The sequence below is a fragment of the Agromyces arachidis genome (assembly GCF_052805135.1).
The window spans coordinates 29,955-43,462 of the sequence record NZ_JBRBDK010000002.1; the positions used below are offsets into that span (position 1 = coordinate 29,955).

Here is a 13,508-nt window from a genome sequence, read left to right on the forward strand (position 1 = left end):
TCCGGAGGCCTCAGAGCAGGCGCCCGATCATCGCGGCCGCGCGGGCCGCGCCATCCGTCTCGACGTCGCGGTAGTCGACCGGACGGCCGATCTCCTCGGCCATGGCGGCGGCGAGCGCCTCGGGCTCGAGGTCGTCGTACTCCATGAAGCGGCCCGCGCGGTACCGGTCGAGGCGGGCGCGCACGTGGAAGCGCTGCTCGAAGTGCTCCTGCAGCGGCACGTAGATGAAGGGCACCTTCGCGGCGGCGAGCTCCATCGTCGTGGTCAGGCCGCCCTGCACGATCGCGAGGTCGCACGCCGCGAGGTGCTCGTGCAGGTTCGGCACGTAGGCGCGGTACTCGACGCCGGGCACCTGCGGCAGGCTCGCCGGGTCGATGCGCGGCCCGGTGACGACGATCATCCGAAGGCCCGGGATGGCGCGCCGTGCCGCCTCGGCCGCCGCGACGATGCGGCGCAGCAGCGGCACGCCGACGCCCGACCCGCCGACCGCCGCGATGACGACGCGCTCGTCGTCGCGGTAGCCGAGGCGTTCGCGCAGCTCGCCCTTCTCGCCGAGCGCGGCAGGGTCGAAGCCGGTGATGTACCCGGAGAAGTCGAAGTGCTCCTCGGTCCACTCGCGGATCGCGGGCAGGCCGGGGCCGAACGTGTGCGGCACGATGTCGTCCGCCGACCCGACGAACACGGCGGCGTCGCGGATGCGGCCGTACCGGTCGACGTGCTCGATCATCTCGCGGTTGTAGTCGGCCGCGACCTCGGCCTCGCGGGCGCCGCGCGAGGGCATCGGCAGGTAGCCGACGAAGTCGGTCATCCAGGCCAGCGCGCTGCGCTTGAGGTTCGGGTTCTCGAACAGGAAGTGGTCGACGTCCCACGCCTCGTCGGCGATGACGAGGTCGTACTCGCCGGATGCCACGACCTCGTCGAACACCATGAAGTTGTGCAGCAGGATCTCGTCCATGTTCCGGATCGACTGGAACACGGCCAGGTGGTGTTCGCCGCTCTCGTGCTCGATGTGCGACGACTCGCTGGCGAGGGCGGCAGACGCCGGGTGCAGTCGCTCGCCCGCGACGGCGAGCACGCGCGTCACCGGGTCCTGCGCGAGCCAGTCGACACGGGCCTCCGGGTGCAGCGCCCGCAGCTCCTGGACGATCGCGAGGTCGCGGCGGGCGTGGCCGAGCCCGATCGGCGACGACAGGTACAGCACCGTCTGCTCCCGGCCGGGACCGACCCACCAGGTCTGCTCGGGCCGACGCGTGCCGAAGATCCGGTCGGCGAAGGCGCGGATGGCGTGGTTCACCCGGACCGGGTAGCGCACGTGCGGCGCATGCCCGGAACCCTCGATGGCCAGCAGCTCGGCGCCCGGGACGATCCGCTGCATCGCCTTCGACGAGGCGAAGGAGGTGATGCGGTCGTCCGTGCCGTGGATGAGCAGCATCGGGGTCTCGAGCGTCTCGAGTCGCTCGCGGACCTCGTCGACGGTGAGGTCGTCGTAGTCGTCGGTGATCGACCATGCGAGGACGTCCGGTCGCTGGTCGAGCCCCCACTCCACGAGGTCGTCCCAGCCCTTCGTGGAATGCGGGTCGGAGGCGACCTGCGACATGAAGAACTCCACGAAGTCGGGCCAGTCGCGCTGCCAGTAGTCGAAGTCGAACTTCGCCCAGCCGCTCGGCTCCGGATTCGCGACGGGGTCGTAGGGGACGTCGGGCTCCCGCGCCGGCAGCGGCACGATCCAGGGGTGGTGGCCCGCGATCGAGACGATCCCGCTGACCCGGTCCGGATGGCTCGCCACGAGGTTGATCGCGATCTCGCCGCCCATGGAGTACCCGACCACGACGGCCGAGTCCGTCCGCGTCGCGTCGAGGACGGCGATGGCATCGGCGACGCGGTGGCCGAAGCTGTACCGCGCCGGCTCGAGCGGGCGCGACGAGCGACCGGCCCCGACGGCGTCGTAGACAACGACGCGGAAATGGCGCGCGAGGTAGGGCACCTGCATCTTCCAGACGCGCTCGTGGACGAGCTCCCACGTCGGCAGGAGGAGGATCGTGGGCCCGTCTGCCCCGTGGACCGAGTAGTGGATGCTCGCACCGGCGCGCTCGACGACCCCCTCCACGGTCGCGGGCGAGAGGCTCACGACGCCACCGCCTCCGCCTGCACGCGCTCGCCCGCCTCGATGAGGGTGCCGATCGCGCGGAGCGCGTCGCGGAGCGGCAACTCGTCCTCGTGCCCCGACAGGATGAGCAGCTCGGCGCCGACGAAGGCGGCCGAGGTCAGGGCGACGACCTGGTCGATCGTGAGCGGGCCGAAGGAGAAGCCCCGGTCGGCATGCCGCCGCGCCGCCGTGGTGAGCACGTCGCTCCACCCGCGGATGATGGCGTGCACGCGCTCGCCGATCAGCTCGTTCGACAGGCCCGCGGCCATCATCTCCAGCAGCACCCGCACGTAGCCCGACGCGAGGTCGTCGTCGAGGTAGTCGCACGCGGTAGCCCATTGCTGCGACAGCGGCTCGTCCTCCGCGTACATGGCGCCCTGGCGTTCGAGCAGCTGTGCGTTCTCGGCGTCGAGCATGCTCAGCACGAGCAGCTCCTTCGAGCCGAAGTGGTAGTGGATCTGCGAGAGCGGCACGCCCGCGGCGTCGGCGACCTTGCGGGTCGACAGGGCGGCGTAGCCCTGCTCGACGACCATCCGACGGGTGGCGTCGAGGATGCTGGCGACGGTTACGGGTGTCGGCATCAGATCGATCCCTTCGTTTCGTTCGGTCGTTCGACCGAATATGCGACGTAAGCTACTCCTCCTCGCTGCCCGCGTCAACAGTCGGGCCGCCTCGCGCGCCGGAACGGCCGGCGACCCGAAGGTCGCCGGCCGCTCCGTCGTGAGAACCCGAACGGGCGCGCGTCAGTCCAGCAGGTAGTCCATCGCGCGTGCCATCCAGTCCGCCCGGGTCGCGGCATCCGAGATGCCCTCGAACCCGAAGCCCGCGAAGAGCGAGCCCGGCGTGGCGACGATCGCGCCCTCCGGGAACCCGCCCGCCGTGGTGCGGATGAAGTTGTTCGGGTTCGGCGAGCTGCCCTCGGGCGGACCCGTGATCTCCCAGCCGCCGAGGTCGGACTCGAACGAGGTCGTACCCTCGCCCGTCGTGACCGAGATGTCATCGAAGAACACGCCCAGTCCCTGGGTCGCCCAGTCGCTGGCGTAGGACAGCGCGACCTCGACCTGGCCGCCGGCGTAGCCGGAGAGGTCGACCTCCCACTCCTGCCATCCACCGGAGTTGCCCGACGCGGCGTTCCACTCGCCGGTCGATCCGGTCGGCTCGCAGGAGCCGGGAGTCTGGTAGTGGTCGACCTGCGGGTGCAGTTCGTTCCACCCCGACGGGCAACTGTCACCCGTGTCCTGCGACGTGTGCCCGTTGATGTCGGGCAGCGTCGTCCAGTCGTCCCCACCCGCGGTGCGCGCCTCGACGAACAGGAAGTCCCAGTGGGCTTCGGTGTCGTACGACGTCCAGAACGACAGCGTCGCGCCCTCGGCCGGAACCGTGATCGTGCGCTTCACCTGCTTGTACGAGACGTCGCCGAGCTGCGAGTACAGGTAGTAGTCACCCGTATGCGGCTCGTACGGGCCGCCCACGCGATCCCAGCGGCCCGCGACGCGGCTCTCGAACTGCGGGTAGTCGGCCACCGGCAGCACACCGCTCGTCGTGATGAACGAGTTGGTGTGGAACTGGTTCTGCGCGCTGTCGCTGCCGTTGAAGCTCCAGCTGAGCCCCTCGAGCGGGTCGCCGATGCCGAACGCGTCGAGCGCGTCGCCCTGGTCGTCCAGGCCGCCCCCGTCGACCGCCACGTAGGCGCCGAGCCAGTACTGCAGCACGTCGTTCGTCCCGTCGCCGAATCCGCCGAGCGGCTTGCACCGCGCGAACACGGCCGCGTCGGCGCGGCACTGCGCGTTCGCCGAGGTCGGGTCGAAGTACTGCGTGCCGACGTTCGGGGTGAACTGGCTGCCCGCCCAATCGCCGGTGTACAGCACGCGCCCGCCCTCGTTCATGAAGTCGCGCACGTTCAGCAGCTCGTCCATCGCGAGGCGCGACCCGTTGCCACCGCCCCAACCCGGCTCTCGCGTCACGATGTCGTCGCCGGTGTACCAGACGACGGCGTCGTAGTGCGAGAGCACGCCGAGCGCATCGGCCGCGGTCCGGCCGCGGGCGTCGACGTCGTAGACGTCGTAGCTCGTGCCGTTCTCGTCGAGCGCGTCGGTGTAGTACGACAGGTAGGCCGGCGACGTGCCGCCGATGCCCGGCGAGGCGCCCGTGTAGTCCTCCGCCGCGAGCACCAGCACGTCGGCGTCCGAGTCCGAGATCATCTCGTAGTCGAACGAGTCGCTCGTCTCACCGCCGCCCTCGAACCACACCTCGACGGTGTCACCCGGCGAGGTTCCCGTCACGACGCCGCTCATGACCCGGTAGTGCACGTCGGTCGCGCTCCCGTAGCGGTCGCCGCCGTCCCACTCTTCCGTCGGCGCGCTCTGCGCGGCGCCGTCGTTGATCGAGTACTTCAGCGTGACGTCGCCGAGGCTGCGCTTCGCGAGGACGCGCACCTCCTGCGGGTCCCCGTACGAGTAGTCGAACGTGAAGTTCGACTGCGGCAGCCCGACCTTGTAGTCGTCGTCGCTCTCGAGGTAGAAGGGCTCGGTCTCGATGCCGAGGTGCGACACCGGGTTCGCCGGATCCTTCGCCGACTTCGCGACATCCGTCGAGAAGGGCAGGATCCGCTCGAACTCCTCCTGCACCAGGGCCTCGTCGTCGGGGAAGACGAAGCCCTGGCCCGATCCGCCGTCGCTCAGCTCCGGCGTCCAGGCCAGCGTGCCGTGCGACACGTGCGCGAAGTCGGTCGTCTCACCGTTCGTGACGTACAGCACGTCGGCGGACAGGCCGGGCTCGTAGCCCTCGATCGCCGGCTCGTCGAGGTTGCCCGACAGCGCATAGTAGATCGGGTCGTCGGCGCTCGGCGTGCCGATCTGCCACCCCTCGGGGTAGAGCAGGTACTCGCCGTACGAGTGGTAGTTGACCTGGAACTCCGGGTTGGCGCGATCGAACAGCGCCATCATCGCCTGGGTCTCCGGCTCGGATGCCGCGGACGGCCCCCGGTAGGTCTCGCTCGACGTCTGCGCCGACGAGCCCTCCTCGTCGTACCCGAAGTGCTCCGGGTAGTTGCGGTTCGGGTCGACGCCGTCACCGCGGGTGATCTCGCCGTTGCCGTCGTTGTCGCGCAGGTTCTTGCGCCAGAGCCGCTCGTTGTCGAACGTGTACTGGTAGCCGTCGGGGTTGGCGACGACGAGGAACCAGAGCTCGGTCGACTTCAGCAGGTTCTTGACCTCCTGGTTCCCCGAGCGCCATTCGTCGAGGTACCAGTTCAGGAGCCGCCGGTTCGTCTCGGTCGAGATCCACTCGCGCGCGTGCTGCGTCGAGCTATAGACCACCGCCGGGCGCGATCCGTCCTTCTTGGCCTTGGCGCCCTGGGTGACCTTGAGCGCGATGATCTCGCGGCCCTCGTAGGTCTCGCCGAGCACGACCAGCTTCACGACATCCGGGTACTTCTTGGCGATCTCGTACATCTGGTCGCGGATGCCGCCGGGTTCGTCGTAAGACCGCCAGACCGTGTACCCCTCCGCAGCCTGCTCAGCGGCGGCCTGCTTGGCCGACTTGCCGTCCTTGCCCTTCTTCACCTTCACGTCGATGCCGCGCTCGGCGAGCCCCTCGGCCTCGGCCTCGGTGAGGACGAGGTCGAGCGAGACCCCGTCGGCGCCGGCCTTGCTCGCCGCGATGTCGAGTCCCGCGTTCGCGAGCTCGGCGGCCTGCTCGGCACTGACCTCGGCAGCGTAGATGTCGAGTTCCCCGACGTCGTCCTCGGCCGCGTTCGCGGTGATGGGGCTCAGCGTCGCTGCGAGCATCGCCATCGCCGCGGTTCCGAGGGCGATCCGGGTTCGGGTGGAACGGTTTCCTGTCATGACGACCCCTCCGGCCCGCCCCTGACCAGCGGAATGTGACGTCGTTGTCGTGCGCTCGGGGGCTCGCCACGCGGTTGGCGCTCATGCGTACCGAGCCCGCTGCGCTTCTGGCGCCGTGCGGACCCTAGCGGCAACACTGTCGGTCGCCGCCGCCGTCTGTCAAGACGCAGATGAGCCCGACTCGAGGATCGCCTCGAGCCGCGCGATGCATTCGGCGACGAACTCGGGGAACGTCTCCCAGTAGTACGGGATGCCGCTCATCGCCACGGCGATGGCCCAGCCGCGGGCGCGCAGCCAGGTCGCCTCGTCGAGGTCGAGCGCGTCACGGTAGGCGCGGCGCGCGGCCGCGGGCAGGTCCCAGACGGCGGCGTGCTCGGCGTCGGGCGCACCGACCGAGAGCGCGCCGAAGTCGATGACGGCGTGCAGGCGCCCGTCGCGGGCGAGCAGGTTGCCCGGGCGCAGGTCGCCGTGCAGCCACACGTGCGGCGCCGGCGAGTCGGGCAGCGCGAGGGCCTCCCGCCACCACGCCTCGAGCCGGTCGACGTCGAGCACGTCGCCGACCAGCGGGCGGGACGCCGCGAACGACGGCTCGACCCAGTCGACCGGCTCATGCAGGCTTCCGCCGCGGTACCAGCTCAACGCCCCGGAGCGTTCGGCGCCCATCAGGTCGATGCGGTGCAGGTCGGCGACGAAGGCCGCGAGGTCGGCCCCGAAGCGCGCCCAGTCGGCGACCGTCCCATCCCCCGGCGGTGCGCCCTCGATCCACCGGTACACCGACCACTCGACCGGGTACGCCTCCGACGGCGCGCCCGCGTGGACCGGCTCAGGGATGCGGACCGGCAGGCCGGGCGCGAGCCGCGGCATCCACCCGCGCTCCTTCCGCAGCGACGCGACGCCGCCGGGCGTGCGCGGCATCCGCACCAGCAGGTCGTCGCCGAGGCGGAACATCACGTTGTCGGTTCCGCCGCCGGCGGGCGTCAGCGGCAGGTCCGCCCAGTCCGGGCGCTCCCGCCGGACGAGGGATGCCGCGAGGCCGGCGTCGATCGCGAACTCGTCGGGGTGCAACGGCATCCGGCCAGTCTCGCAGCCCCTGCCCCGGTTCACCGCCGGCGCGCCCCGGCCCTCATGCCAGCGGCGACGGAGACGGCGAGACCACCGAGTCGACGATCGCCTCGATCGCGAACTCCGAGGCGCGGCCGAGGTCGACCGCGTCAGGGTCGAGCAGCCACTGCACCTGCAGGCCGTCCATGACGGCGAGGATGCTCGCCGAGGCGAGTTCGATGGTGTCCGGCGCCGTGACGCCGCGCTCGGCGCACACGACCTCGAAGGCGCGGGCGACCTCGCCCCGCAGCGTCTCGTAGCGCTTCTGGAAGAACACGCGCCCCGGGTGGTCGTCGGTGACCGACTCGGCCGACAGCACGACGTACGCCTGCACGATGCCGGCCCGGTGCGCGTTGACGAACGCCGTCCGCACGAGGTGCCGGAAGAGCGCCATCCCGCCGGGGATGTGCTGCTCCTCGAGGTCGGCCACGTCGGTCTCGTCGCGGTGGCTGAGCACCGCGAGGAGGAGCTGGTCCTTGGAGCCGAAGTGGTGCAGGATCCCGGCGTGGGTCATGCCGACCTGGTCGGCGATCTCCTGCAGGGTCCCGCCCGCGAACCCCTTGTTGCCGAAGATCTCGACCGCGGCGTCGAGGATGTCGCGCCGACGCGCGAGGGTCTCGGGGCGCGAACGGGGCTGCCGGCGCTGGCCGGCCGTCGCTCCTGACATCATCGCCCCCTTCCGGCCCGCCGGAACCGAGTCTACGCACGCGATCCGGGGGCTCGACGGCGTGCGTTGTTTAACTTACTTACTTGATAGTAAGTTAACCCCGCAATCACTCGACGCCGGCGTCGCCCCTTCGGGCAGGGCACGGTGTCGTGCCCCCACACGAAGGAGAAGCAATGAGGCTCAGTACGTCCCTCGGCGTCGTCGGCATCGCCGCCACGCTGGTGCTCACCGGTTGCGCCGGCGCGAACACCGACACCACCCCGGCGGAGAGCGGCGCCGCCCTGACGATCGCCAAGCCCGACGGCGCGATCACCACCGAATCGCACAACCCGTACCTCGGCGACTCGTCCGCCTCGAAGTACGGCTACGCCAAGGTCATCTTCGAGCCGCTCGCCCTCGTGAACCCGACCGGCGACCTCGGCACCACGCCGTGGCTCGCGGAGTCGGTGGAGTGGAACGAGGACTACACCGAGCTCACCGTCGTGCCTCGCAGCGGCGTGACCTGGAGCGACGGCACCGAGTTCACCGGCGACGACATCGTCTTCACCTTCGACATGTACCTGAACGGCAAGCTCGCCGACTCCTCGGGCCTGAAGTACGAGGGCGCGACCGTCGACGGCGATGCCATCACGCTGAAGTTCGCCGACTCGAAGTTCGTCTCACAGTCGCGCGTCCTGCACACCCCGATCGTGCCCAAGCACATCTGGGAGGGCATCGCGGACCCGAACACCGACCCGCTCACCGAGGACGGCCTCGCCGTCGGCACCGGCCCGTACGTGCTCGACACCTGGTCGACCGAGTCGGTCACCCTCAGCGCCAACCCCGACTACTGGGGCGGCGACCTCGCGGTCCCCGAGCTCAACTACATCTCCTACGGCGACAACGCCGCCCTCACGACCGCGCTCGTCTCGGGCGAGGCCGACTGGGCGCAGGCGTTCATCCCCCAGGTCGAGGACAGCTACCTCGCCGCCGACGAGGACAACCACTTCCTCGCGTCGCCGACCGCCGGCGCCGGCACCCTCTTCATGAACCTCCAGGCGAAGCCGTTCGACGACCCCGCCCTGCGCAAGGCGCTGGCGTGGACGATCGACCGCGACGCCTACGTCGACATCGCGCGCGAGGGCGCGAGCAGCGCCATCTGGAGCGCCACGGGCCTCAGCGACCTGCTCGGGGACGAGATCCTGCCCGAGTACGAGGACGACGTCTACGAGGTCGACGTCGACAAGGCCAAGGGCATCCTCGAGGACGCCGGCTACACGTGGAAGGACGACCGACTGATCGACCCGGACGGCGAGGCCGTCTCGTTCTCGATCTCGGTGCCGGCCGGCTGGAGCGACTGGAACACCGAGCAGGCGCTCATCGCCGAGGAGCTCGACGCGGCGCTCGGCATCGAGGTCAAGGTCGACCAGCCCGACTGGGGCGGCTGGGACGCCGCGCGCCAGGAGGGCACCTTCCAGGCGATCATCCACTGGCTCGAGGACTCCGGCAACGCCTACGGCCTCTACACCTCCACGATGGACCAGAAGTGGATCGTCGACGACCGCGCGCAGTTCAACTTCGGCCGCTTCGACGACCCCGCCGTGACCGACGCGCTGAACACCTACGCCAACGCGTCCTCCGACGAGGACCGCCAGGCGGCGCTGGCGATCATGCAGGAGGCGTTCGTCGAGAACGTCCCGGCGATCCCGCTCGGCTCGCACCCGCTGCTCGGCGAGTACAACACCCGCAACTACGTCGGATTCCCGACGGAGGACGACCAGTACGCGTCCGCCGACCCGACGCAGCCGGGGATCGTGCAGATCCTGACGAAGCTGACGCCGGCCGGCTGATCCGAACCGGGCGGGGCGGGTGCACCCCGGTGCATCCGCCCCGCCCATCCGCCAGGCACCACGAGAAGGAACAAGCTCCGATGAGAGACACGTTGCTGTCCGTCCACGACTTCTCGGTCGTGTACGACGTCGACCCGCCCGTCCACGCGGTCCGGAACGTCACCCTGGACCTCCGCCGCGGCGAGATCCTCGGCCTGGCCGGCGAGAGCGGATGCGGCAAGACCACCCTCGCCTACGGCGTGCAGCGCCTGCTGAAGGCGCCCGCGGTCATCACCGGCGGTTCGGTCGTCTTCCACGATGCGAACGGCGAGGATGTCGACGTCAACGCCCTGGACACCGACGAGATGCGCCGTTTCCGCTGGGACAGGATCTCGATGGTGTTCCAAGGTGCCATGAACTCGCTGAACCCGGTCGCGACGATCGGCTCGCAGCTCGAGGACGTCTACGAGGTCCACCGCCCCGGCATGACCCGTGCGCAGCGCAAGGCCGAAGTCGTCGAGCTGCTCGAGATCGTCAAGGTCGGCGCGCAACGCTCCCGATCCTTCCCCCACGAGCTGTCCGGCGGCATGCGCCAGCGCGTCATGATCGCGATGGCCCTCGCCCTCCGCCCGCAACTGATGGTGATGGACGAGCCGACCACCGCGCTCGACGTGCTCGTCCAGCGCGAGATCCTCAAGCAGATCTCGGCGCTGCGCCACGAGTTCGGCTTCTCCGTCGTCTTCATCACCCACGACCTGCCGCTCCTCCTCGAGATCAGCGACCGCATCGCGATCATGCGCAGCGGCGAGATCGTCGAGCTCGACACCGCCGAGCGGATCTGGACCGACCCCCAGGACGACTACACGAAGACCCTCCTGTCGTCCTTCCCACGCCTCACCGGCGAGAAGCGGATGGTGCTGCGATGACCCTCCTCGAGTTCGATGCCGTCACCAAGGTGTACTCGGTGCGCGGCGCCGGTCACATCAAGGCCCTCGACGACGTGAGCTTCACCCTCCGCTCCGGGCAGACGATCGGCCTGGTCGGCCAGTCCGGCAGCGGCAAGTCCACGATCGCGAAGATCCTGACCCAACTCGAGACCCCGACGACCGGCGAGGTGCGACTGGACGGCACGCCGATCCCGCGCCACGGAGCCGGGCTGCGCGCCTACCGCCAGCAGCTGCGCATGGTCTTCCAGGACCCGTTCGCGTCCCTGAACCCGTACCACTCGATCCGGTACCACCTGCAGCGTCCGCTCCGGCTCGACCGCGTCGTGCCGAGGGCGGAGGAGGAGGACGAGGTCCGCCGTCTCCTCGAGCGGGTGCGACTCGATCCCGACGCCGTGATCGACCGCCGCCCGCACGAGCTCTCCGGGGGCCAGCGGCAGCGCGTCGCGATCGCCCGTGCCCTCGCCTCCCGGCCGAGGCTGCTCGTGGCCGACGAGCCGGTCTCGATGCTCGACGTGTCCATCCGCCTCGGCGTGCTCAACCTGCTCGCCGACCTGCAGCGCGAGGAGGGCCTCGGCGTGCTGTACATCACGCACGACCTGGCGACCGCCCGCCACTTCAGCGACGAGATCCTGGTGCTCAACCAGGGGCGGGTGGTCGAGCGCGGGCCCGCCGACGACGTCATCCTCCGACCCGCGAACCCGTACACGCGCGAGCTCCGGGCGGCCTCGCCCGACCCGGAAGCGCACTTCGCGACCACGACCGGAATCCTCGGAGGTGCGGAATGACCGCGGTCCAGCCCCAGCCCGTCACCGACGACGCCGAGCGCGGCATCGACGCCGACGCCGTCGAGGTCGGCACGACCGCGACCGGCGCCGTGAAGGGCCACTCGCGCATCCCCTGGCGGTTCCTCGGCGGACGCGCGCTCTTCTACCTCTTCACCCTCTGGGCCGCGATCACCATCAACTTCTTCCTGCCCCGCATGATGAAGGGCGACGCGGTCACGCAGTACCTCGCGCGCAACCGCAACGTCAGCCCCGAGGCGGCCGACGCGCTGCGCTCGCTGCTCGGGCTCGACACCGACAAGACCCTCTGGCAGCAGTACGTCGACTACTGGGTGCTGCTGCTGCGCGGCGACCTGGGCGTCTCGCTGCTGCACGGCCTGCGCCCCGTGACCGAGGTCATCGGCCAGGCACTGCCGTGGACAATCGGTCTCGTGGGATTCGCGACCCTCGTCTCGTTCGCGATCGGCACGATCGGCGGCGCGATCGTCGGATGGCGGCGCGGGAGCCGGCTCGACGCGCTGATCCCGATCACGACGTTCCTCAGCACTATCCCGTACTTCTGGCTCGGGCTGCTCGCGATCGCCCTGTTCTCGGTCAACCTCGGCTGGTTCCCCATCGGCAAGGCCTACGGCGTCGGGATGACGCCGGAGTTCACGCCCGAGTTCATCGGCCAGGTGATCCACCACGGCACGCTGCCCGCCGCGACGATCATCATCGCCTCGCTCGGCGGCTGGATGCTCGGCATGCGCAACATGATGCTGACCGTGCTCGATGAGGACTACGTGATGGTCGCCGAGGCGAAGGGCATGCCCCGCGGGCGCGTGCTCTGGCGCTACGCGGCGCGCAACGCCGTGCTCCCGCAGATCCAGAGCTTCGCGCTGTCGATCGGCTTCATCGTGGGCGGCACGATCGTCATGGAGATGGTCTTCAGCTACCCCGGCGTCGGCAAGCTGCTGCTGGATGCCACCAACGCCAAGGACTACGCGCTCATGCAGGGCGTGTTCCTCGTGATCACGCTCTCGGTGCTGCTGGCGAACCTCCTGGCCGACGTCGCCTACGCATTCCTCGACCCGCGCACCCGCCAGACGGAGGCCTGACCCATGGACCCCATCCTGACCGACCGCCCGACCGACCGCGCGGCCGACCTGCCCGCGAGTGCGCCGGCGACCGCGACGATCCGCACCGCCGACGAGGCGAGCACCACGCCCGCGCGTCCCCGACCCGCGTTCGGGGCGAAGCTCGGCGCGGCCTTCGCGATGTTCCGCAACCGCAAGTCGATCGCGGGACTGTCGATCCTCGGCTTCTTCGTCCTCGTCGCGATCTTCGCCGACGTCCTGGCACCGTACTCGCCGACCGGCGTCGACCACACGGCCCGCTTCGAACCGCCGTCGGCCGAGCACTGGCTCGGCACCACCCACATCGGCGAGGACGTGCTGAGTCAGGTCATCCACGGCACGCGCGGCGTGATCGCGGTCGGCTTCCTCGCCGCGATCATCGCCACGTTCATCGCGATCGTCGTCGGCGTGCTCTCCGGCTACCTCCGCGGATGGCGCAGCGAGAGCCTCTCGGCGCTCACGAACGTGTTCCTCGTCCTCCCCGGGCTCCCCCTCATCATCATCGTGGCGTCGATGTTCGAGGATCCTCCGCTGTGGGTCATCGCCGCCGTGCTCGGCCTGATCGGCTGGGCGTGGGGCGCCCGCGTGCTGCGCGCCCAGACGATGTCGCTGCGCAACCGCGACTTCATCCAGGCCGCGCGCGCGAACGGCGAGCCGCTGCGCCGCATCATCACCGTCGAGATGCTCCCGAACCTCATGGCGCTCATCGCCGCGAGCTTCGTCGGCACGGTGACCGCCGCCATCCTCGCCCTCACGACGCTGTCGTACATCGGCGTCATCCCGGTCACGACCTACAACTGGGGCACGATCCTGAACTGGGCGAGCGCGCAGGGCGCGTTCCGCCAGAACCAGTGGTGGTGGTACCTGCCGCCGGGCCTCTGCATCGCCGCGATCGGCGTCGCCCTGTCGCTCATCAACTTCGGCATCGACGAGTACGTGAACCCTCGCCTGCGCTCGGCGGGCGAACGTGCCCGGGCGATGAAGCGGAAGGGCCTGGACGTCAACGACACCGTGACCGTCGTGCGCCCGCCGAGCGCATCCCGGCACACCCCCGCGACCGACCCGACGAACTCGACCGAGGAGAACCAGTGACCACC

The 13,508-nt window shown here is 70.1% G+C and carries 10 protein-coding genes; 5 read left to right on the forward strand and 5 right to left on the reverse strand.

Going from position 1 to position 13,508, the window contains the following annotated elements; translation table 11 throughout:
- Positions 1-10 precede the first annotated feature (10 nt).
- The 5 genes from ACUY4T_RS03120 to ACUY4T_RS03140 all read right to left on the reverse strand — a co-directional run bounded on the left by ACUY4T_RS03120 (position 11) and on the right by ACUY4T_RS03140 (position 7,759).
- Positions 11-2,128, reverse strand: coding sequence for an alpha/beta hydrolase (locus ACUY4T_RS03120; protein ID WP_446017443.1), 2,118 nt, complete (start codon positions 2,126-2,128; stop codon positions 11-13).
- Positions 2,125-2,727: a TetR/AcrR family transcriptional regulator gene (locus ACUY4T_RS03125; protein WP_446017444.1), complete on the reverse strand. Its 603-nt coding sequence runs from the start codon at positions 2,725-2,727 to the stop codon at positions 2,125-2,127. The genes ACUY4T_RS03120 and ACUY4T_RS03125 overlap by 4 nt, the downstream gene beginning before the upstream one ends.
- Positions 2,728-2,889: 162 nt before the next feature.
- Positions 2,890-5,991 carry a M14 family metallopeptidase gene (locus ACUY4T_RS03130; RefSeq protein ID WP_446017445.1) on the reverse strand — a complete coding sequence of 1,034 codons (3,102 nt, stop codon included), beginning with the start codon at positions 5,989-5,991 and terminating at the stop codon, positions 2,890-2,892.
- A 159-nt stretch (positions 5,992-6,150) separates the two neighbouring features.
- Positions 6,151-7,062, reverse strand: a complete 912-nt coding sequence (locus tag ACUY4T_RS03135) for an aminoglycoside phosphotransferase family protein (RefSeq protein WP_446017446.1) — start codon at positions 7,060-7,062, stop codon at positions 6,151-6,153.
- A 52-nt stretch (positions 7,063-7,114) separates the two neighbouring features.
- The gene (locus ACUY4T_RS03140) at positions 7,115-7,759 is read right to left on the reverse strand and encodes a TetR/AcrR family transcriptional regulator (RefSeq protein ID WP_446017447.1); all 645 of its coding nucleotides are present in this window, start codon (positions 7,757-7,759) and stop codon (positions 7,115-7,117) included.
- A gap of 173 nt (positions 7,760-7,932) precedes the next feature.
- On the opposite strand from ACUY4T_RS03140, the gene ACUY4T_RS03145 reads away from it, so the two are divergent.
- The 5 genes from ACUY4T_RS03145 (at position 7,933) to ACUY4T_RS03165 (ending at position 13,503) form a co-directional block, all read left to right on the forward strand.
- Complete coding sequence (locus ACUY4T_RS03145; RefSeq protein ID WP_446017448.1) at positions 7,933-9,588, forward strand: ABC transporter substrate-binding protein; 1,656 nt, start codon at positions 7,933-7,935, stop codon at positions 9,586-9,588.
- Positions 9,589-9,668: 80 nt separating this feature from the next.
- Positions 9,669-10,493, forward strand: a complete 825-nt coding sequence (locus ACUY4T_RS03150) for an ABC transporter ATP-binding protein (RefSeq protein WP_446017449.1) — start codon at positions 9,669-9,671, stop codon at positions 10,491-10,493.
- Complete coding sequence (locus ACUY4T_RS03155) at positions 10,490-11,299, forward strand: ABC transporter ATP-binding protein (RefSeq protein ID WP_446017450.1); 810 nt, start codon at positions 10,490-10,492, stop codon at positions 11,297-11,299. The genes ACUY4T_RS03150 and ACUY4T_RS03155 overlap by 4 nt, the downstream gene beginning before the upstream one ends.
- Positions 11,296-12,393 (forward strand): ABC transporter permease, encoded by a 1,098-nt coding sequence (locus tag ACUY4T_RS03160; protein WP_446017451.1) that lies wholly within the window; start codon positions 11,296-11,298, stop codon positions 12,391-12,393. The genes ACUY4T_RS03155 and ACUY4T_RS03160 overlap by 4 nt, the downstream gene beginning before the upstream one ends.
- A gap of 3 nt (positions 12,394-12,396) precedes the next feature.
- Positions 12,397-13,503 carry an ABC transporter permease gene (locus ACUY4T_RS03165; RefSeq protein WP_446017452.1) on the forward strand — a complete coding sequence of 369 codons (1,107 nt, stop codon included), beginning with the start codon at positions 12,397-12,399 and terminating at the stop codon, positions 13,501-13,503.
- The last annotated feature ends 5 nt before the right edge of the window (positions 13,504-13,508 follow it).

Coding starts and splice junctions, on each gene's coding strand:
- ACUY4T_RS03150 (WP_446017449.1), top strand. CDS start 9,669: ATGAGAGACACGTTGCTGTCCGTCCACGACTTCTCGGTCGTGTACGAC.
- ACUY4T_RS03165 (WP_446017452.1), top strand. CDS start 12,397: ATGGACCCCATCCTGACCGACCGCCCGACCGACCGCGCGGCCGACCTG.
- ACUY4T_RS03140 (WP_446017447.1), bottom strand. CDS start 7,759: ATGTCAGGAGCGACGGCCGGCCAGCGCCGGCAGCCCCGTTCGCGCCCC.
- ACUY4T_RS03145 (WP_446017448.1), top strand. CDS start 7,933: ATGAGGCTCAGTACGTCCCTCGGCGTCGTCGGCATCGCCGCCACGCTG.
- ACUY4T_RS03125 (WP_446017444.1), bottom strand. CDS start 2,727: ATGCCGACACCCGTAACCGTCGCCAGCATCCTCGACGCCACCCGTCGG.
- ACUY4T_RS03155 (WP_446017450.1), top strand. CDS start 10,490: ATGACCCTCCTCGAGTTCGATGCCGTCACCAAGGTGTACTCGGTGCGC.
- ACUY4T_RS03130 (WP_446017445.1), bottom strand. CDS start 5,991: ATGACAGGAAACCGTTCCACCCGAACCCGGATCGCCCTCGGAACCGCG.
- ACUY4T_RS03135 (WP_446017446.1), bottom strand. CDS start 7,062: ATGCCGTTGCACCCCGACGAGTTCGCGATCGACGCCGGCCTCGCGGCA.
- ACUY4T_RS03160 (WP_446017451.1), top strand. CDS start 11,296: ATGACCGCGGTCCAGCCCCAGCCCGTCACCGACGACGCCGAGCGCGGC.